Origin of the sequence: Lentzea sp. NPDC102401 (genome assembly GCF_044765805.1) — a bacterium.
GTDB lineage: Bacteria > Actinomycetota > Actinomycetes > Mycobacteriales > Pseudonocardiaceae > Lentzea > Lentzea sokolovensis.
In genome coordinates, this window is sequence record NZ_JBIWKS010000018.1 from 65,040 (window position 1) to 83,727 (window position 18,688).

General features: G+C 68.7%; 17 protein-coding genes. 11 read left to right on the forward strand and 6 right to left on the reverse strand.

The window, feature by feature from the left end:
- Positions 1 to 3: 3 nt before the first annotated feature.
- Both ACIRG5_RS42675 and ACIRG5_RS42680 read right to left on the reverse strand, forming a co-directional pair.
- Positions 4 to 660: a response regulator transcription factor gene (locus ACIRG5_RS42675; RefSeq protein WP_402916182.1), complete on the reverse strand. Its 657-nt coding sequence runs from the start codon at positions 658 to 660 to the stop codon at positions 4 to 6.
- Complete coding sequence (locus ACIRG5_RS42680; protein ID WP_402916183.1) at positions 657 to 1,745, reverse strand: sensor histidine kinase; 1,089 nt, start codon at positions 1,743 to 1,745, stop codon at positions 657 to 659. The genes ACIRG5_RS42675 and ACIRG5_RS42680 overlap by 4 nt, the downstream gene beginning before the upstream one ends.
- 86 nt (positions 1,746 to 1,831) lie before the next feature.
- On the opposite strand from ACIRG5_RS42680, the gene ACIRG5_RS42685 reads away from it, so the two are divergent.
- Positions 1,832 to 3,214, forward strand: coding sequence for a hypothetical protein (locus ACIRG5_RS42685; RefSeq protein WP_402916185.1), 1,383 nt, complete (start codon positions 1,832 to 1,834; stop codon positions 3,212 to 3,214).
- Here ACIRG5_RS42685 and ACIRG5_RS42690 read toward each other — a convergent pair.
- Entirely contained in the window at positions 3,147 to 3,971 is an 825-nt protein-coding gene (locus tag ACIRG5_RS42690; protein ID WP_402916187.1) for an alpha/beta fold hydrolase, read from the reverse strand. The two genes, ACIRG5_RS42685 and ACIRG5_RS42690, sit on opposite strands and share 68 nt — an antisense overlap.
- A gap of 90 nt (positions 3,972 to 4,061) precedes the next feature.
- On the opposite strand from ACIRG5_RS42690, the gene ACIRG5_RS42695 reads away from it, so the two are divergent.
- Genes ACIRG5_RS42695 through ACIRG5_RS42705 form a run of 3 tightly spaced genes read left to right on the forward strand, consistent with a single transcriptional unit; the run spans position 4,062 to position 6,641 of the window.
- The gene (locus ACIRG5_RS42695) at positions 4,062 to 4,733 is read left to right on the forward strand and encodes an alpha/beta hydrolase (RefSeq protein ID WP_402916189.1); all 672 of its coding nucleotides are present in this window, start codon (positions 4,062 to 4,064) and stop codon (positions 4,731 to 4,733) included.
- Positions 4,726 to 5,964, forward strand: a complete 1,239-nt coding sequence (locus tag ACIRG5_RS42700) for an NAD(P)/FAD-dependent oxidoreductase (protein ID WP_402916191.1) — start codon at positions 4,726 to 4,728, stop codon at positions 5,962 to 5,964. Before ACIRG5_RS42695 ends, ACIRG5_RS42700 begins: the two co-directional genes overlap by 8 nt.
- The gene (locus ACIRG5_RS42705) at positions 5,961 to 6,641 is read left to right on the forward strand and encodes a DUF1365 domain-containing protein (RefSeq protein WP_402916193.1); all 681 of its coding nucleotides are present in this window, start codon (positions 5,961 to 5,963) and stop codon (positions 6,639 to 6,641) included. Before ACIRG5_RS42700 ends, ACIRG5_RS42705 begins: the two co-directional genes overlap by 4 nt.
- Here ACIRG5_RS42705 and ACIRG5_RS42710 read toward each other — a convergent pair.
- Complete coding sequence (locus tag ACIRG5_RS42710; protein WP_402916195.1) at positions 6,619 to 7,863, reverse strand: RNA-guided endonuclease InsQ/TnpB family protein; 1,245 nt, start codon at positions 7,861 to 7,863, stop codon at positions 6,619 to 6,621. The genes ACIRG5_RS42705 and ACIRG5_RS42710 overlap by 23 nt on opposite strands.
- Positions 7,864 to 7,937: 74 nt before the next feature.
- Here ACIRG5_RS42710 and ACIRG5_RS42715 point away from each other — a divergent pair, with 74 nt between their 5' ends.
- Positions 7,938 to 9,164 carry a class I SAM-dependent methyltransferase gene (locus tag ACIRG5_RS42715; RefSeq protein WP_402916197.1) on the forward strand — a complete coding sequence of 409 codons (1,227 nt, stop codon included), beginning with the start codon at positions 7,938 to 7,940 and terminating at the stop codon, positions 9,162 to 9,164.
- 147 nt (positions 9,165 to 9,311) lie between these two features.
- On the forward strand, positions 9,312 to 9,998 hold the full coding sequence (gene shbA / locus ACIRG5_RS42720) for an RNA polymerase sigma factor ShbA (RefSeq protein ID WP_402916199.1): 687 nt from the start codon (positions 9,312 to 9,314) through the stop codon (positions 9,996 to 9,998).
- On the opposite strand, the gene ACIRG5_RS42725 is transcribed toward shbA, so the two are convergent.
- Both ACIRG5_RS42725 and ACIRG5_RS42730 read right to left on the reverse strand, forming a co-directional pair.
- Positions 9,961 to 10,647: an alpha/beta hydrolase gene (locus tag ACIRG5_RS42725; protein WP_402916201.1), complete on the reverse strand. Its 687-nt coding sequence runs from the start codon at positions 10,645 to 10,647 to the stop codon at positions 9,961 to 9,963. The genes shbA and ACIRG5_RS42725 overlap by 38 nt on opposite strands.
- 25 nt (positions 10,648 to 10,672) lie before the next feature.
- Positions 10,673 to 11,890: an MFS transporter gene (locus ACIRG5_RS42730; protein ID WP_402916203.1), complete on the reverse strand. Its 1,218-nt coding sequence runs from the start codon at positions 11,888 to 11,890 to the stop codon at positions 10,673 to 10,675.
- 51 nt (positions 11,891 to 11,941) lie between these two features.
- Between ACIRG5_RS42730 and ACIRG5_RS42735 the strand changes: the two genes are divergently transcribed.
- From ACIRG5_RS42735 to ACIRG5_RS42755, 5 genes are all read left to right on the forward strand, one after another.
- Positions 11,942 to 12,970, forward strand: a complete 1,029-nt coding sequence (locus ACIRG5_RS42735) for a PfkB family carbohydrate kinase (RefSeq protein ID WP_319981402.1) — start codon at positions 11,942 to 11,944, stop codon at positions 12,968 to 12,970.
- Between the two features lie 159 nt (positions 12,971 to 13,129).
- Complete coding sequence (locus ACIRG5_RS42740; RefSeq protein ID WP_402916205.1) at positions 13,130 to 15,187, forward strand: transglycosylase domain-containing protein; 2,058 nt, start codon at positions 13,130 to 13,132, stop codon at positions 15,185 to 15,187.
- A 398-nt stretch (positions 15,188 to 15,585) separates the two neighbouring features.
- Positions 15,586 to 16,383, forward strand: a complete 798-nt coding sequence (locus ACIRG5_RS42745) for a M23 family metallopeptidase (RefSeq protein ID WP_402916207.1) — start codon at positions 15,586 to 15,588, stop codon at positions 16,381 to 16,383.
- A gap of 162 nt (positions 16,384 to 16,545) precedes the next feature.
- Entirely contained in the window at positions 16,546 to 17,925 is a 1,380-nt protein-coding gene (locus tag ACIRG5_RS42750) for an AMP-binding protein (protein ID WP_402916378.1), read from the forward strand.
- Positions 17,922 to 18,647: an SDR family NAD(P)-dependent oxidoreductase gene (locus tag ACIRG5_RS42755; RefSeq protein WP_402916209.1), complete on the forward strand. Its 726-nt coding sequence runs from the start codon at positions 17,922 to 17,924 to the stop codon at positions 18,645 to 18,647. Before ACIRG5_RS42750 ends, ACIRG5_RS42755 begins: the two co-directional genes overlap by 4 nt.
- Positions 18,648 to 18,688 lie beyond the last annotated feature (41 nt).

Sequence of the window (18,688 nt, forward strand, 5' to 3'; positions counted from 1 at the left end):
GGATCACACGATTCGATAGCCGATTCCCGGTGTCGTCGCGATGATCGGCGGCTCGCCGAGCTTGCGGCGCAGCCGGCCCACCGTCACGGTGACGGTGTTGGTGAACGGGTCGGCGTGCTCGTCCCAGACCCGTTCGAGCAGGTCCTCGGCGCTCAGGAAGCCGGGGTGCGCCCGCAGCAGTGCCTCCAGCACGGCGAACTCCTTGACCGACAGGGTGAGTTGGCGGCCGTCGCGCACGGCTGTGCGGCGCACGGGGTCGAGTTCGATCCCGGCGGCGCGCACCGTCCGGGGCCGCGCGTCCGGCTTGCGGCGGGCCAGCGCCCGGATGCGCAGGACCAGTTCCGGGAAGTGGAACGGCTTGGCGAGGTAGTCGTCCGCGCCCAGGGTCAGGCCGCTGACCCGGTCGCCCGGCGCGCTCGCCGCGGTCAGCATCAGCACCATCGGCCGGTCGGCCCGCTCGGTGATCATCTGGCACAGCACGTCACCGTGCAGCCCCGGCAGGTCCCGGTCGAGGACCACCACGTCGTACGCGGTGACGTCGAGGTTCGCGGCGGCGACCAGCCCGTCGTGCGCGAGGTCGACGGGCATTCCCTGGTCGCGCAGCCCTTCCGCGATGACCTCGGCGAGGGCGCTGTCGTCCTCGACGACGAGGATCCTCACGGCAACGTCACCGACACCCGCAGACCACCTTCCGGCCTGGCGAACAGGGCGAGCCGTCCGCCGTGCGCGGCGGCGACGGCGGCCACGATGGACAGTCCCAGGCCGGAGGAGCCGATGCGCTCGCCCCCGAGCCGTTCGAACGGCCGAGCCAGCCGGTCGACCTCCCGCTGGTCGAAGACGGGTCCGCCGGACTCGACGACCAGCACCGCCTCCTCGCCCGCGAACCCGCTGATCCTCACCCACCCGCCGGCCTCGTTGTGCCGCACGGCGTTGTCGACGACGTTGCCCACCAGACGTGCCAGCAACGCCGGACTTCCTCGCGTCGCCGTGCCCGGTGCGACGTCCACCGTCACGGTCAGCCTTTTCGCCCCGACCTCGGAGGACAGCTCGAGCAACGCCCCTTCGGCGAGCTCGCCGAGGTCGACCGCGGCGGAGTCGGCGAGCGCGCCGTGCTGTGCCCTGGCCAGCACGAGGAACCCGTCGAGCAGGTGATCGACCCGGTCGAGCTGCACGCGCAGACGATCCGCGAGCGCCACCGTCGACGTCGCCGGGTCCGGTTTGGCGACAGCGACGTCCAGCGACGCCCGCATCGTCGTCAGCGGAGTTCGCAGCTCGTGGGAGGCGTTCGCGACGAAGCGGCGTTGCGCGGCGAACGACACCTCCAGCCGTTCGAGCAGTTCGTCGATGGTGTCGGCGAGACCCTTCACCTCGTCGGCCGGACCGGTGACGGCCAGCCGCCGGTCCAGGCTGTCGGCGGAGATGCGGCGCGTGGCGCTCGTGATGGTCCGCAACGGCCGCAGCACGCGCCGGGCCAGCACCCGGCCGACCAGCAGCGAGACGACCGCCATCACGACCAGTGCCAGCAGCGATCCGGCCAGCAGTTGCCGTGCCTGCTGCGTGTGCACCTCGGCCAGCTGCTCCTGCAACTGCCGGATCTGTTGCTGCGCCGAGTCGAGGCCGGACGGGTTCGCGACCTCGGTCACCTTGCCGCTGGACAGCAGGAAGGTGAGGCCCAGCAACCCGATGCCCGACGCGAGGAACACGACGGCGTACAGGATCGTGAACCGCACCCCGATCGTTCTCATGGCGTCAGCATGACCGGAACGACCTAACAACGGCATGACAAGGCCGCTTCGGACCGTGTTAGCCGCCGATCCGTAGACCCGGCACCATGTCGAGCACTGAACTCCTCCGGCGGGAGTGGACCGCGTTCCGCACACCGGGCCGCCTGATCGCCCTGGCCGTCGCCGCCCTCTCCGTCGCCGCGCTGGGCCTGCTGTTCGCCGGCGGCACCTCGTCCGGCGTCAGCGACACGTTCTGGTTCCGGCACCAGGACCTGGGCCGTGACGGCTCCATCACGGTCCGCATGACATCGATGACCGGCACGATCACCTACCCGCCGCCGGGCCACGACCAGATCGTCGCCGGGCTCGTGCCGTGGGCGAAGGCGGGGATCATCGTGAAGGACGGCCTGCGGCAGGGCTCGCGGTACGCGGCGCTCGCGATGACCGGCGACCACGGCGTGCGCTTCCAGCACGACTACGTGCACGACGTCGCCGGAAGCGCGGGCCAGGCTCCTCGCTGGCTGCGGCTGACCCGTTCCGGCGACACCATCACCGGGTCCGAGTCGGCGGACGGCGAGCAGTGGCACGTCGTCGGGACCGCGGAGCTCACCGGGTTGCCGGAGACCGTCCAGGTCGGACTCTTCGCCACCTCACCCGGAGACCTCACGCTCCGCGAGACCGCTCTCGGAGGCACGATCGAGGAGGTGCGGTTCACCCAGGCCGTCGGTGTCTTCGACAACGTCACCGTCCAGGGCGGCACCGGCTCGTGGGGCAGCGAGTCGGTCGGCGAGATGAACCACACGGACTGGGAGAAGCTCCACAACGCGTCCGGGGTGGTGGAGAAGGACGGCGTCGTCACCGTCAGCGGCACCGGTGACATCGGGCCGATCGGTGAGGGCGGTGTGCGCGGCGTCGAGAAGGCGTTGGCCGGCCTGGTGATCGCGCTGCTCATCGTGCTCGTCGTCGCGGCCCGCTACGGCGCTCGTGACGCGTCGTCCCGGCCGGTGACCGTGGTCAGGGCGGCCGTCGTCGGGGCGGCCACCTTCGTCACCGGTCTGCTCGCCGTCGCGCCGTTGCTGCCCGGTGTCCGGGTGGTCGTCGGTGTCGCCGCCGTGCTCGCGCTCTGCGCGATCCTCTCGTACGGGCTCGGCGTGTGGCTGCGGCGTGGCTGGGCGGCGATCCTCGTCGGACTGACGCTGGTCGCCGTGCCCTACGCCGTCACCGCGGTCCCGCTGCTGCCCGACGCCGTCGCGGACTGGCTGCTGCGGCTCACTCCCGCCGCGGCATTCGCCGTCACCCAGACCGCCGTGGAGTATCCGCAGGTCACAACCCACTACGCGCCATCCGCGGGCTACTTCCCGCTGCCGGGCTGGGCCGGGTTCGTGGTGCTCTGCGCGTACACGGCGCTCGTGCTGTGGCTCGCTAGCTCAGGTTCTCGAGGATCAGCGACGAGGCCGCTTCGGGAACCTCTTCCGGGATCCAGTGGCTGACGTCCTCGACCATCTCGAAGCGGTACGGGCCGGTGCACCACTTCTCGGTCTCGAAGGCGGCCACCGACCCGAACGCGACGTCCTCGGTGCTCCACACGTACATGGTCTTGACGCTGACCTTGTCCGCGGCGCCGTGCGGCTTGCCCGCCCGGTACCAGTTCAGTGCGGCGGTGAGAGCGCCCGGCTCCTGTAGGCGTTGGACGTACTCCTCGACGTGCGAGGGCCGGATCCGCCACTCGAACATCTGCTTGAGGGCCTGGGCGTTGTTGTCGAGCATGCGCTTCTCGGTGCTGCGCTCACGCCAGTCGCGCATGTACTGCGACCGCATCGCCTGCTCCTCGTCGGTCTGCAACGCGGTCTTCAAGGCACCGGGATGCGGTGTCGAGAAGACGGTGAGCGTGCGCAGCCGGTCCGGGTGCTCGATCGCGGTCCACCACGCCACGGCGCCGCCCCAGTCGTGGCCGACCAGGTCGAACGTGTCCCAGCCGAGCGAGTCCGCCATCGCGATCACGTCGCCGACCAGGTGCGTGACCGTGTACTCGCCGACCTGCTCCGGGCGCACGCCGGGGGAGTAGCCGCGCTGGTCGGGGGCGACCGCGCGGAAGCCGTTCACACCCAGCACCGCGACCTGGTGCTCCCATTCGATGGCGGCCTCGGGGAAGCCGTGCAGCAGCAGCACCGGGCGGCCGTCCTCGGGGCCGGACGCGATGGCGTCGAAGGAGCCTGCCTCGGTTTCGATGCTGATGTGGTCGATCACCGTTCGAACACTACTGGTGTGAGCTGGCTCTCAACGGCCGAGCCGAAGGGCGTGGCTTCCCGAACATCAAGTGTGCATCCGCATGTTGACGTGCTGAAACCGCCGGACGGTACGAATGCCGTTGTGCTCGTGCTGCACGGCGGACGCGAACACGGCACCGGACCCGTCCGGCGCCTCAACCTGGCGTACCTGCGCATGGTCCCGCTGGCCCGCGCGCTGCGAGCGCCGGGCGTCGAGGTCTGGAGCATGCGCTACCGGGTTCGCGGCTGGAACGCGCCGAGCCTCGATCCGGTGAAGGACGCGCAGTGGGCGCTCGCGAAGATCACCGAGCAGCACCCCGGCGTGCCGATCGTGCTCGTCGGGCACTCCATGGGCGGCCGGACCGCGCTGCGGGTCGCCGGACATCCGAGCGTGGTCGCCGTGTGCGCGCTCGCGCCGTGGCTGGTGCCCGGCGAGCCCTTCGAGCAGCTGAGGGGCAAGGCGCTGCTCATCGCGCACGGCGACCAGGAGCGGATGACGGACCCGGCGCAGTCGCTGCGGTTCGCCCGGCAGGCCAAGACCGTCACGGACCGGGTCGCGCGGTTCAGCGTCGTCGGCGACGGCCACGCGATGCTCAAGAGGGCGAGGGACTGGACCCGGCTGGTCGTAGCTTTCGTCCACGGTGAGCTCGGGCTCGAACCGGTGGCGCCCGACATCGCGAATGCCATGGAGGAGGCCTCGCCGCGAGGTCTCGACGTGCCGTTGGGAGGCTCGCGTGGCTGAGGTCGCCGTCATCGGAGCAGGGGTGGCCGGGCTCACCGCCGCCTACGTGCTGCAACGCAAGCACGACGTCACGCTGTTCGAGGCCGACGACAGGCTCGGCGGGCACGCGCACACGCACGACATCGGCGGTGTCGCCGTCGACTCCGGGTTCATCGTCCACAACGAACGGACGTACCCGAACCTGATCAGGCTCTTCCGCGAGCTGGACGTGTCCACTCAGGATTCCGAGATGTCCATGAGCGTCCGGTGCGACGGCTGCGGCCTGGAGTACGCGGGCGCCAGGAAACTGCCCGGGCTGTTCGCGCAGCCGAAGAACGCCGTCAACGGCCGTTACGTCCGGATGCTCGCCGAGGTCACCCGCTTCTACCGGCACGCCGAGCGCGTTCTCGCCCACGAGGAAGCGCACGACGTCACGCTCGGCGCGTTCCTGGTGATCGGCGGCTACTCGCGCTACTTCATCGACCACTTCATCATTCCGCTGGTCAGCGCGGTGTGGTCGTCCGGTGCGGCACTGAGCATGAAGTACCCGGCCTGGTACCTGTTCGAGTTCCTCGCCAACCACGGGATGCTCGCGATCGGCGGCACCCCGCAGTGGAAGACCGTCGTCGGCGGCTCGCGCACGTACGTCGATCGTGCCGTGAAGGGCCTCAACGCCGTCCACGTCGGCACGCCCGTCAGGGCCGTCACGCGCAACGGCGCAGGCGTGGAGATCCGCGACGAGAACAACGTGCTGCACACCGCGGACCACGTCGTCATCGCCACGCACCCGGACCAGGCACTGGGACTGCTGGCCGACCCGACGCGCGCGGAGAAGGAGGTGCTCGGCGCGTTCCAGTACTCGCGCAACGAGACCTGGCTGCACACCGACGCCTCGATCCTGCCGCGAGCGAAGGGCGCACGGGCGTCCTGGAACCTCTACAAGCGAGCCTGCCGGGAAGCCGACGGCCAGGTGCTCGTCAGCTACCACATGAACCGGCTGATGCGGCTCGACGAACCACGTGACTTCGTCGTCACGCTCAACCCGTACGACGTGAACCCGGACCGCGTGCTCGCGAAGATGGTCTACGAGCACCCGATCTACACGCCGGGATCCGTTGCGGCGCAACGACGTCTGCCCGAGATCAACACTGGCACGACCGCCTACGCCGGCGCGTACCACGGCTGGGGCTTCCACGAGGACGGCTGCGCGTCCGGAGTGCGCGCGGCCCAGCACCTCGGGGTGGCCTGGTGATCTACGACGTCCTCATCACCCACTCCCGGCGCGAGTTGATCGACCGGGCGTTCAGCCACCGCGCCTACATGTGGCTGGTCGATCTCGGCGAGATGCCGCGCTTACCGTGGTGGGCCAGGCCGTTCGCCAAGTTCGAGGCCCGCGACCATCTCGGTTCGCCGGACAGGACCATCCGGGAGAACCTGGACGAGTGGCTGGCAGGGCAGGGGATCGACCTCGGCGGCGGGCAGGTCCTGATGCTCGCCAACGCCCGCGTGTTCGGCTACGTCTTCAACCCGCTGTCCGTGTTCTGGTGCCACGACGCCTCCGGAGAGCTCGCGTGCGTCGTCGCGGAGGTGCACAACACCTACGGCGGACGTCATTGCTATCTGCTGCGCACCGACGCCAACGGCCGTGCGTCGGTGGACAAGGAGTTCTACGTCTCCCCGTTCCTGGAAGTCGACGGCCACTACGTGATGAAGCTGCCGAAACCAGGAAACCAGCTGTCCGTGACCATCGCGTTGCGGCAGAACGGGAAGACGACCTTCAGCGCGACGATGAGGGGCGAGCGCAGTTCGGGACTGCGCATGCTGTTCAAGCGTCCGCTGATGCCCCAGCGCGTGTCCGCGCTGATCCGCCGTCATGGCATTGCCCTCTACCTGAGGCGTATTCCGATCATCCCCAGGAGTGATGGTTGACTTCGTTCCTCGTCGACGAGAGGAGTTCCCGCGGCTCGCACCGCAGGGCTTTCTGCTTCGTCACCGACAGCCTCAACGGACTGTTCCGTTGAGGTCTCACGTCGGCTCCACAGACCGTCGCCGCCAGCCCGGCGGCCAGGATGTTGCATGCTGCGTTGACGTCTCGATCGTGCTTCGTGCCGCAGTCGCACGTCCACACACGCACGTGCAACGGCATGGCGGCGGCACGTGCGCCGCAGGCGGAGCACAGCTTGGACGACGGGAACCAGCGGTCGAGCACCACGACTTCGCGTCCGTACCAGCTCGCTTTGTACTCCAGCATCCGCCGGAACTGACGCCAGCCCGCGTCAGCGATGGCGCGCGCGAGACGCCGGTTGCCGACCATGTTGGACACAGCCAGATCCTCGATCACGAGCGTTTGATTCTCACGCACGAGCCGAGTGGTCACCTTGTGCAGATGGTCAGATCGCCGATCGGCGATTCGAGCGTGGATTCGCGCGACCTTCGTTCGGGCCTTCACCATGTTGTTGCTGCCCCGCTGCTTGCGGGACGACGCACGTTGAGCCTTGGCCAGCGCGAGCCGGTCTCGGCGTTCGGGTCGAAGGTTGAGGATCTTCTCGCCGGTCGACAGCACCAGCAGATGGTCGAGCCCCAGGTCGATTCCCACCGCCGAGTCTGCGGGCGACAGCGGTATCACTCCCGTGTCCTCGCACAGCAAGGACACGAACCAGCGTCCCGCCGGATCTCGCGACACGGTCACAGTCGAGGGCACGGCCCCCGCGGGCAGTGGCCGGGACCAGCGAACCTCCAGAGGTTCGGCCATCTTCGCCAGCGTCAGCACTCCGTCACGAAACCGGAATGCCGACCGGGTGTATTCGGCACTGGCGCGCGATCGCTTCCGAGACTTGAAACGCGGGTACCGGGCACGTTTTGCCCAGAAGTTGACGAACGCCGCCTGGAGGTGACGCAACGTCTGTTGCAGCGGCACAGACGACACGTCGTTCAGAAACGCCAACTCGTCGGTGTGCTTCCAGGTGGTCAGCATCGCCGAGGTGGTGTTGTAGCCCACCCGTTCCTGCCGCAGGTTCCACGCCTCGGTGCGTGCCTGCAAAGCCAGGTTGTAGACCATCCGGACACATCCGAAGGTGCGCGCCAGCTCTGCTGCCTGCACATCAGTCGGATAGAAGCGGTACTTGAACGCACGCTTCACCTGCCCACTCATTGTTCGCACTCTAACAATCCGCCGAGCTGTTCACTCCCCGAGCTCGGCGGCGGCGTCTTCACGGAGGACTTCAGATGAGCACGCTGTCCCTGCCCCGTCCCGGCCAGGGCGTCTGGCCCGGACTGTTCACGGCGCCGCGTTCGCCGATGAGGGCCCGCATCGCCGAGGCGCTGTTCCGCAAGGCCGTGCGGTCGCTGGACGTGACCGTCCAGTTCCCTGACGGCAGGACGTGGGGAGCGGGTGGTCCGGTGATGCGGATCGTGCGGCCCGGCGAGTTCTTCCACCGCCTCGGCGCCGACGCCAAGATCGGCTTCGGCGAGGCCTACATGGTGGGCGACTGGGTCTCCGACGAGCTCGCGGACGTGCTCTCGGTGTTCGCGGCGAAGCTCTCGACGTTGATCCCGCCGCGCCTGCAGCTGATGCGGCGGTGGGCGGAGCGGCGGCAGACCGAGGTCAACGACGTCGCCGGCTCGCGGCAGAACATCCACCGGCACTACGACCTGTCGAACGAGCTGTTCGCGCTGTTCCTCGACGAGACGATGACGTACTCGTCGGCGTTGTTCGAGGGCGGGAACGCCGACCTGCGCACGGCCCAGTTGCGCAAGATCGACGGCGTGCTCGACTACGCGGGCGTGCGTTCCGGCTCACGCGTGCTGGAGATCGGCACGGGCTGGGGCGCGCTCGCGATCCGGGCCGCCCAGAGGGGTGCCACGGTCACGTCGCTGACCATTTCGGCCGAACAGCGCAAGCTGGCACTGGACCGGGTGAGTGCCGCGGGCCTCCACGATCGGGTGACGGTCGAGCTGCGTGACTACCGAGAGGAACACGGCCGGTACGACGCCGTCGTCAGCGTCGAGATGATCGAGGCAGTCGGTGCCGAATACTGGCCCGACTACTTCTCGATGCTCGACCGCGTGCTCGCTCCTGGCGGCCGCGTCGGACTCCAGGCGATCACCATGCCGCACGACCGCATGATCGCGAGCAAGGCCAGCTACACCTGGATCCACAAGTACATCTTCCCCGGCGGGCTCATCCCGTCGGTGCGGTCGATCGAGGAGTCGGTGCGCGACCACACCCGGCTGCGGATCGTCGAGACGCGGTCGTTCGGCGAGGACTACGCCGAGACGCTTCGCCGGTGGCGCGAAACTTTCCTCACCCGTTGGGACGAGGTGCGGGAGCTGGGCTTCGACGACACGTTCCGCCGGATGTGGGAGTTCTACCTGGCCTACTCGGAGGCAGGTTTCCGCGTCGGGTACCTGGGAGTACAGCAATTCGGCATGTCCGAACGACTGGGCCATTAGGACCACGTTCTACCCCAGAAGGGTGCTGCGTGCCCCACCCGCATGGACTTCGTGGTCCTCTTGGATGCAGGCGGTATCAAACGGCTCGCTGCGGTCTCTTCTTCAGTGAAGCCCCTAGTGTCGCTGTAGTGGAGGAGGGTCGCCGGGATGGTCATACCCACAGCCGTGCGGACCGGTGGCGGTGCAGACGTCCTCGTTCCTGAGGAGTCCTGGAACCAGCCAACGGTGCCCATGCGCCGTCGGGTGCTCCAGGCACCGGTCTCCAGCCAGTGGCTCGCCGAAGCCGAGTTCGCCGACCTCGTCGATGCCGCTCTCGCCGGAGACAGACGGGCGGTCGAGCACCTGCTCGGCCGGATCCAGCCGCTGATCGTGCGCTACTGCCGCGCACGGGTCGGCGGCCGCGAGCGCACGCTGGTCTCGGCGGAGGACATAGCGCAGGAGGTCTGCGTGGCGGTGCTCGGCGCGTTGTCGAAGTACCGCTACGAGCCCGGTTCGTTCCTCGCGTTCGTCTACGGCATCGCGGCCCACAAGGTCGCCGACGCCCGTCGTCGCGCCGTGCGCAACCGCGCCGAGGTCGTGCCGGAACTGCCGGACTGCCCGTCGCTGGAACTGGGCCCGGAGCAGCACGCCGTCAACGGCGAGATGATGGCCCAGGTCACGCGCCTGCTGCACAAGCTGCCGGCCCGTCAGCGCGAGATCCTCGTGCTGCGGGTGGCCGTGGGCCTGTCCGCCGAGGAGGTCGCGCTGGCCGTCTCGTCGACTCCGGGTGCCGTGCGGGTCGCACAGCACCGTGCGCTCACCCGGATGCGGGAGATGGTCGCCGAGGAAGGCTGACCGCGTTCTCGATGATCGCGGCGAGCTCTTGCGGGCAGGACAGGAACGGGGAGTGTCCTGCATCAAGACGTTCGGTCGTGGTCGCGCGCCGGGACATCGCCTCCTGTGCCGGTGGCGGGATGGCGTTGTCCTTCGCGCAGAGGACGTAGGTGCTGGGCGTGGTGCGCCAGGCCGCCTCCGTGAGCTCGTCGGTGAAGGCCTTCCGGCTTTGCGGCAGGAGTCTGTCCGTCGGCGGGTCGTCGACGTCGTTGAAGAAGACGGTCTCCGGCGTCAGCGCGTGGACGACGTCTTCTTCTGTGCGCCACCACGGCGGCGCGGTGCCGCCGACCATGTTCAGCAGCGAGTCGCCCACGTCCGGCACGAACGCGGCCACGTAGATGAGGTGCCGGACCTCGGGCGTGGCCGCCTGGGTCGCCGGGATGCCGGCGTAAGAGTGGGCGATCACCGCCGTCGGGCCGTTGACGGCGTCCCTGATCGCCTGGGCGTCGTCGTGCATGCCGTGCCTGGGCGCGTCTTGCGGCGCCACGCTGGGCAGGTCGACCGTGTCGACCCGCCAGCCGCCGGCTTCGAGGAGGGTGCGCAGCGGGTTCCAGCACCAGGAGCCGTGCCAGGCGCCGTGCACGAGCAGCAGAGTGGGGCGTTCGGGCATGTCCTCAGTGGACGCTCTGGCCGTGTCAGTGGGAAGCATCGGCTTCCGCTGAGTGGAAGTTCGACGGCGTCTTGAGATCGGTGAACGCCGCCGCCACCGCCGTCACCAGGATCAACGCGCCGAACGCCAGCAACGCGACCGCGCCGCCGAACATGCCGGCGAGCAACCCGCCGAGCGCCGGCGCGAGCGGCGTCAGCACGCGGACGGCCAGCGTCGAGACCGCGTCCAGGCGGCCCATCATGTCCTCGGGGACCAGTGTCGAGTGCAGCGCGGACACCGACACGTTGACCAGCGGCGTGACGACCGCGGTGAGCGCCAGCGGCACGAACGGCCAGAACACGCCGAACGGGAGTGCCATCGCGACGGTGCAGGCGCCGAAGACGACCAGTACGGCGACCATGAGCTTGCCGGGCGCGAGCGTGACCCTGGGGGACAGCAGCGAGCCGATGACGCCGCCGACTCCGATGCCCGCGAGCACCAGGCCGGTGTCGAGGCCGGTGCCTCCGCGTTCGGCGACGAGGGCGAACACCGGCAGCATCGAGGCGCCGCCGAGCAGGTTCAGCACGAGGAAGATGATCGTGAGGTTGCGCAGGCCGGTCTGCTGCCACAGCCAGCGGGCCGCGTCCTTCATGTCGTGGTGCATGCGCCGGCGGGGCTTCTGCTCATCGCGAGCCGGGATCTTCGCGAACCAGGCGCAGACCGCGGCCACGGCGAACGTGATCGCGTCGGCCACGAACGGGACCGCGCGCCCGACGGCCATGAGCAGGGCTCCCAGCGGTGGTCCGGCCACCCGTGCCGCGTGGCTGCGGGCCTCCTCCTGGGCGTAGGCGGTGGTGAGCTGCTCCTGGGGCACGACGGCCTGGATCGCGGAGGTGCGGGCCGGGCCGGCGAACGCGGTGCAGACGCCGTCGACGACGGCCAGCGCGACGAACACGACGACGTAGGCGTGACCGGTGAGGATCGCGGCGGCCAGCAGAGCGGCCGCGAGCGCCTGCGCGGACTGGCTCCGGACCAGCGTCTTCCTGCGGTCCCAGCGGTCCACCCACACGCCCGCCGGCATCAGGGTGAGCAGCAGCGCCGCGGCCCGTGCGCCCGCGATCACGCCGGGCAGCAAGTACGAGCCGGTGAGCGCCACGACCAGCAGTGGCATCGCGAGCGTCGTGATCGTGGTGCCGAGCTGCGAGACGGCACCGCCGAGCCAGAGCAGCTGGAACTGGACGTTCTTCCTGAGCGGAACCCCCATGGCCGACGTTTCTACCGCATGCCCGCCGAATCCGGATGGCAAGGTTTACGCATGGCGGAACCGGACTACGACGTGCTCCTCACCGGCACGGTCTTCCTCGACATCATCTTCACCGGCCTGCCCCGTCCACCGGAGCCGGGCACCGAGGTGTGGGCCGAGGGCCTCGGGTCGTGTCCGGGCGGGATCGCGAACCTCGCGGTGGCGTTGCGCCGGCTCGAACTGAAGACCGCGCTGGCGGCGGCGTTCGGCGAGGACGCGTACGGCGACTTCTGCTGGGACGTGCTGGCCGACCAGGAGGGCGTCGACCTCTCCTACTGCCGTCGCTTCTACGGATGGCACTCGCCGGTGACGGTGAGCATGGCGATGGAACGCGACCGCAGCATGGTCACGCACGGCCACAAGTCGCCCGTTGTCGCGGACGACCTCTTCTCGCCGCCGCCGTCAACCAAGGCGTGCTTCGTGCACATCCAGGCCGAGGACGAGCAGTGGGTGCGCACGGCGAAGGAGAACGGCGCCAAGCTCTTCGCCGACATCGGCTGGGACCGCACCGGGGCGTGGTCGCCGGAACTCCTGCGCAGGCTTGACGGATATGACGTGTTCCTCCCGAACCACGTGGAGGCGCAGGGCTACACGCGCACCGACACCCCGGAGGCCGCCGCGCGCGAACTCGCCGAGCACGTGCCCGTGGTGGTCGTCACACGCGGGGGCGGGGGAGCGGTCGCCGTCGACAGCGCCACCGGCGAGTGCGTGGACGTGCCGGGGCTCAACGTCGCGCAACTCGACGCGACCGGTGCCGGCGACGTGTTTGGGGCCGGGTTCGTCATGGGCACTCTGGCCGGGTGGCCCCTCGAACACCGGGTGCGGTTCGCGAACCTATGTGCCGCGCTGTCCGTGCAACATTTCGGCGGCTCGCTGTCCGCTCCCGGCTGGGGGGACATCGCGGTCTGGTGGCGGACGGTGAGCAGGCGGCCAGACGAAGAACTGGCGCGCTACGGGTTCCTCGACGACGTCCTTCCCGACCACGCGGGCGTCGAGGTGCGCAGGGCAAGTCCGACGATCGGCCTCCGACTACTCCGGTAGGTTGGAAAACAGTCGATCAGCGGACGCAACCTCATGGGCCTTCCGCGCGACTTATACGTATAGAGAGTCTCTGGGGTTTTGCTCGGAAGGAGTTGCGGTTTGTTCGCCGCACGCGCGTCAGGCTTGGTCAAGTTGCTGGGGTTGTGCCTGACTGCGGGCGTGCTCCTCGCTGCGATGGTGTTCCCGTTCGTCGGAGGTCTCGGGCTCGCGTCCAACCGCGCGGCCGACACGGTCGACCAGACGTCGGGCGATCTCGCGAAGGGTGAGCTGCCGCTCGTCACCACCATCCAGGACATGGACGGCCAGCCGATCGCCTACCTGTACGACCAGTACCGCATCCCGTTGGAGACCAAGGACATCGCGGACACCATGAAGGGCGCGATCCTGGCCATTGAGGACAAACGGTTCTACGAGCACCAGGGCGTCGACTGGCAGGGCATCGCCCGTGCCGCCGCCAAGGCCGGTGTGGACGGTGGGGCGACGCAGGGCGCGTCGACGCTCACCCAGCAGTACGTGAAGAACTACATGGCGTTCGTGCTCGGCGCCGACAACGAGCAGGAGGCCTGGGAGAAGGCCACCGAGGCGACGGTCGGCCGCAAGATGCGCGAGGCGCGGGTCGCGTTGCAGCTCGAGCAGCAGATGAGCAAGGACGAGATCCTCACCGGCTACCTCAACATCGTGCCGCTGGGCAACCAGACCTACGGCGTCGGTGCCGCCGCCAAGGCGTACTTCAACACCACGGCCGACAAGCTGACGGTTCCGCAGGCCGCGCTGCTCGCCGCGATCGCGAACCGCCCGTCGTCGCTGAACCCCGGCGCGTCCCCGGAGAAGGCGCTGGAGCGCCGCAACATCGTCATCGACAAGATGCGCGAGAACGGTGCGTTCGGCGCGGACGAGACCGAGGCCAAGAAGAAGGCCGAGGAGTTCAAGGCCGCGCCGCTGGGCGTCGTCGAGGACCTGCAGATCCTGCCCAAGGGCTGCGTCGGCGCCGGTGACGGCCCGATCTACGGCTTCTTCTGCTCCTACCTGCTCGACTACCTGCGCGATGCCGGCATCACGGACAAGCAGCTGCAGCGCGGCGGCCTCACCATCAAGACGACGATGGACCCGAAGGCCACCAAGGCGGCGAAGGAAGCGGCCGAGAAGCAGGTTCCGAAGACCACGAACGGCATCTCGAACGTCATGTCCGTCGTCCAGCCCGGCAGCGACAAGCACCGCGTCCGCGCGCTGGTCGCGTCCCGCGACTTCGGCAACAACGCCGAGCTCGGCCAGGTCGCCCGTCCCGTGCCCGCCGAGGTCCTGCCGTTCGGCCCCGGCTCGGTGAACAAGGTCTTCACCGCCGCCGCGGCCCTGCAGCGCAACATCACCGGCATCGACCGCAAGATCAAGGTCCCGAAGACCTACTCGTCGAGGGTCTATCCGAACGGTGGCGCGCCCTACACGGTCAAGAACGCCGGCAACTACCCCGAAGAGATGACGCTGACCCAGGCGCTGGCCCAGTCGCCGAACACGGGCTTCGTGATCCTGCAGGAGCAGGCGGGCCTGAGCAACGTCGTGGACATGGCGTACAAGCTCGGCATGCGCGACACCCTGAGCGCCGTGAACCGGGGTGCCGAGCCGCTGAAGGCGGACGGCTCCAACGGCCCGTCGCAGGGTGACTGGACGAAGCAGAACAACGCGGGCTCCTACACCCTCGGTCCGGGCGCCACCAGCGTGCTCGAACTGGCCAACGTGGCCGCCACCATCGTCTCCAGCGGCACCTGGTGCCCGCCGACCCCGGTCGAGAAGGTCATCGACCGTTACGGCAAGGAGATCCCGCTCAAGGAGAAGCCCTGCGAGCAGGCGGTCGAGCCCGACCTGGCGAACTCGCTGGCCCAGGGCATGTCGCAGGACATCCACGGTGGTGGCACCGCGGCCGCCGCGGCGTCCGGCACCGGCTGGAACCGTCCGGCCATCGGCAAGACCGGCACCACCGAGGAGAGCAAGTCGGTCGCCTTCCTCGCCGCCACCCCGCAGTACGCGGGCGCGGTGATGACCTACGCCGACGGCAACAACCCGCAGGTGATCTGCGCGGACCCGATCCGGCTGTGCCCCGGTAGCCGCAACGGCATCTTCGGTGGCCAGTCCGCCGCGCCGACGTGGTTCAACGCCATGAAGGTCATCCACGAGGGGTTGCCGGTGGAACAGCTCAAGCCGGCGGCGGCCAAGTACAAGTAAGCAATCGTTCGGTCCCAGAGGGCCGTCGGACGCCAAGTGCGTCCGGCGGCCCTTTGTCGTGGACGGGGTGGACCCGCAAACCTTTCTCGATAAAGCGACTGACCAGTACAAACGTACTGAAGGGGATTGGTTCAGAACGTGGTGACCAAGCCTGGAATGTCTTGACTACCGAAAGTGACTGGTAGTGGGCCTAATCACCTGAACACCCACTTGGCTTGCTCGGGCCGGTGACGCGAGGTTACGTTCTGCGCCGCATGTCACGGTTCGATAACCGCAAGGACACGGAACGCCCCCCGAAGCGGTCCAGTCCACCACCGGGCCCCCGAAGCCCGCAGCCAGGCCCCCCGACGCCAGGCGAAGCGCGGTTGCCGAACTCCCCCGAGTGCATGGAGGCAGTTTTGGCACGGCATCGTGTGAAGGGTCCGCTGGTCGACGTCATCACCAGAGTGGACCTGGACCGCAAGAAGGCCGTTGCGGTGGTCGTCGCCGCCGGCGCCCTCGCCGGCGCCGGGTTCGCCCAAGCGGCGAGCACGGTGTCCCCGGTCGACCGCCTCATCACCCCCGTCGCGGCGACCAAGAACCTCGCCGCGGTGATGACCGCCCCGCCGGCGCAGCCGCAGCAGGGTCCACAGACGATTCACTCCGTCGACACCGGCTCCGAGGCGCGCAAGCTGCTGCAGGCCGAGCAGATCCAGGCGCAGTACCACGTCGCCGGAGCCCTCAGGTCCGCCGAGGGCGCGTATGCGAAGCGCCAGGAGGCCGCCAAGGCCGAACGGGCGCGGATCGCGGCCGAGGAGGAGGCCAAGCGCCCGAAGTGCGTGCGGCCCGCTCAGGGCTCGTTCACGTCCGGGTTCGGCGCCCGCTGGGGAACCAGCCACAACGGCGTCGACATCGCGAACGCCATCGGCACCCCGATCGTCTCCGTCATGGACGGCACGGTCATCGAGGCCGGGCCCGCGTCCGGGTTCGGGCTGTGGGTGCGCGTGCAGCACGAGGACGGCACCATCACCGTCTACGGGCACATGAACACCATCGACGTTCCGCAGGGCGCCAAGGTCAAGGCCGGGCAGCAGATCGCGACGATCGGCAACCGCGGGCAGTCGACCGGGCCGCACGTGCACTTCGAGGTGTGGGTCGGCGGCGGGCAGAAGATCAACCCCGTCGGCTGGCTGGCCGAGCGCGGTGTGAGTCTCTGACCAGACTTGGTGAGTCTCCGACCAACTCGCTCACACGATCACGAAAAGTGCCGATAGTGTCCGGCCACGTCGCCGTGCATCAGGTACGGCGGCGTGGACACCGGAGTCGCGCCAGTGATCTACCACAGCCCCCTGCCGGCAGTGGCCGTTCCTGAACGCACTGTGCCAGAACACGTTCTGGAACGCGCACGGCACAACGACAAAGTAGCGCTCGTGGACGCCGTCACGGGCGAGTCGCTCACCTACGCCGAGCTCGCCTATCAGGTCGAGAGAACGGCCAGAGGCCTTGTCAGGGCTGGGATCCGGCCCGGTGACACGGTCGCGATCGTCAGTCTCAACCGGCCGAGGTACGCCGTCGGCCTGCACGCGGTCATGGCCGCGGGCGCGACGGCCGCCCTGATCAACCCGATGCTCACACCGCCGGAGATCGCGCGGCTCGAAGACCTCGCGAACGTCACCACGACGCTCGACCTCGACAACCTTCCTGAGAGCGAAGAAGATTCGCTGCCACCGGGAAACCCCGGCGACCCGGCGGTCGTCCTCTTCTCCAGCGGCACAACGGGTCTCACCAAGGCCGTCGGCCTGAGTCACCGCGCGCTCGTCGCGAACCTGGAACAGCAGCGGCCGGGCTGGCGCATCGACGAGACCGACGTCCTCGCCGCGAACCTGCCGTTCTTCCACGTCTACGGCTTCGCGATCATCCTCAACTCCGGCCTGCTCGGTGGCGCCACCCTCGTCACCATGCCTCGCAGCGACGCCGGAACGTACTTGCGGCGCCTCGCGGAACATCGCGTCACACGGGCGTTTCTGGTGCCGCCGCTCGCCGCCGCCATCGCGGATCATCCAGAACCGGTACCCGAACTGAGCCTCAAGCTCGTTCTCTGCGGCGCCGCCCCGCTCGACGACACCATCCGCCAGGAAGCCGAACGCAAGCTCCAGGCGCCCCTCCGGCAGGGCTACGGACTCACCGAAGCCGGTGGGACACACCAGACATTCGACGATGACGTGGAATCCGACCCCACGAGCGTCGGTGTGCTCTGTCCCGGAACCGAGGCGCGCATCGTCGAGCCCGGCACCACAACGGACGCGGCGGAGGGCGAGATGCTCATCCGCGGCCCTCAGGTGATGGACGGCTACCTCGGCGACGAGCAGGCCACCCGCGACGCCTTCGTGGACGGCTGGCTGCGCACCGGGGATCTCGTGCGAGTCCACAACGGCCGGTTCCACGTCGTGGACCGCATCAAGGAAATGATCAAGTACAAGGGGTACCAGGTCGCGCCCGCCGAGTTGGAGGCGGTGTTGCGCCGGCATCCCGCCGTTCGGGACGCGGCCGTGATCGGTGCGCCCGATCGGGTTAACGGCGAGATCCCCAAAGCCTTCGTGGTGACGCAAGGCGACGTCACGGCGGACGAACTGATGGCCTTCGTGGCGGCGGAGGTGGCGTCTTACAAGAAGATCCGCCAGGTTGAGTTCGTGCGAGAGATACCGAAGTCCGTCTCAGGCAAGATCCTTCGTCGCCTGCTGAAGGACGCCTCGCAGTGAGGGTTCTCATCACCGGTGGTGCCAAGGAACTCGGCAGGGCGTTCAGCGACGTCCTTGGCGCGCAAGGACATCGGCTCGTCATCACCGGACGCGACGAGAAGGCGCTCGACACCGCTCATGCCGAACTGACGGCCAGGGGCGTCGACGTCGAGACGCACGTCGCGGACCTGGGCGATCCGCACGCGACACCGAAGCTCATCGAGAGCCTCGGCGGGATCGACGTGCTGGTCAACAACGGTGCACTGGGCGGACCGGTCGGTCCGACGTGGCAGGTCGACGAGAACGACTGGTGGCACACGTTCGAGGTGAACCTGCGCGGCACCGCGTTCGCCGCCAACGCCGCGATCCGCACGATGACGAGCGGGCGGATCATCAACGTGGTCAGCAACGCCGGTGTGCACCGATGGCCTTACGTCACCGCGTACTCCGTGTCCAAAGCGGCCGTGATCAAGCTGACCGAGAACCTCGCGATCGAGCTGAAGCACCGGCCCATCGCCGTGCTGAGCTTCGATCCCGGCATGGTCGACATCGGCCTGATGCGCCGTGGCGCCACCATGGACTCGCAGGATCCCCACCAGCAAAGGATCTCGACGTGGGCGAGGTCTCAGCGCGACACGGGCAGGTTCACTCCGCTGGAGCAGTCCGCCGATCTTTTGGGCCGAATCGTGCGCGGAGAGTTCGATCACCTCTCCGGCGGCTTGATCACGCCGAAGGACAGCTGAGAAATTTTCCTCGTTTAGTGCGTACATAAGGCCCTTCCTCG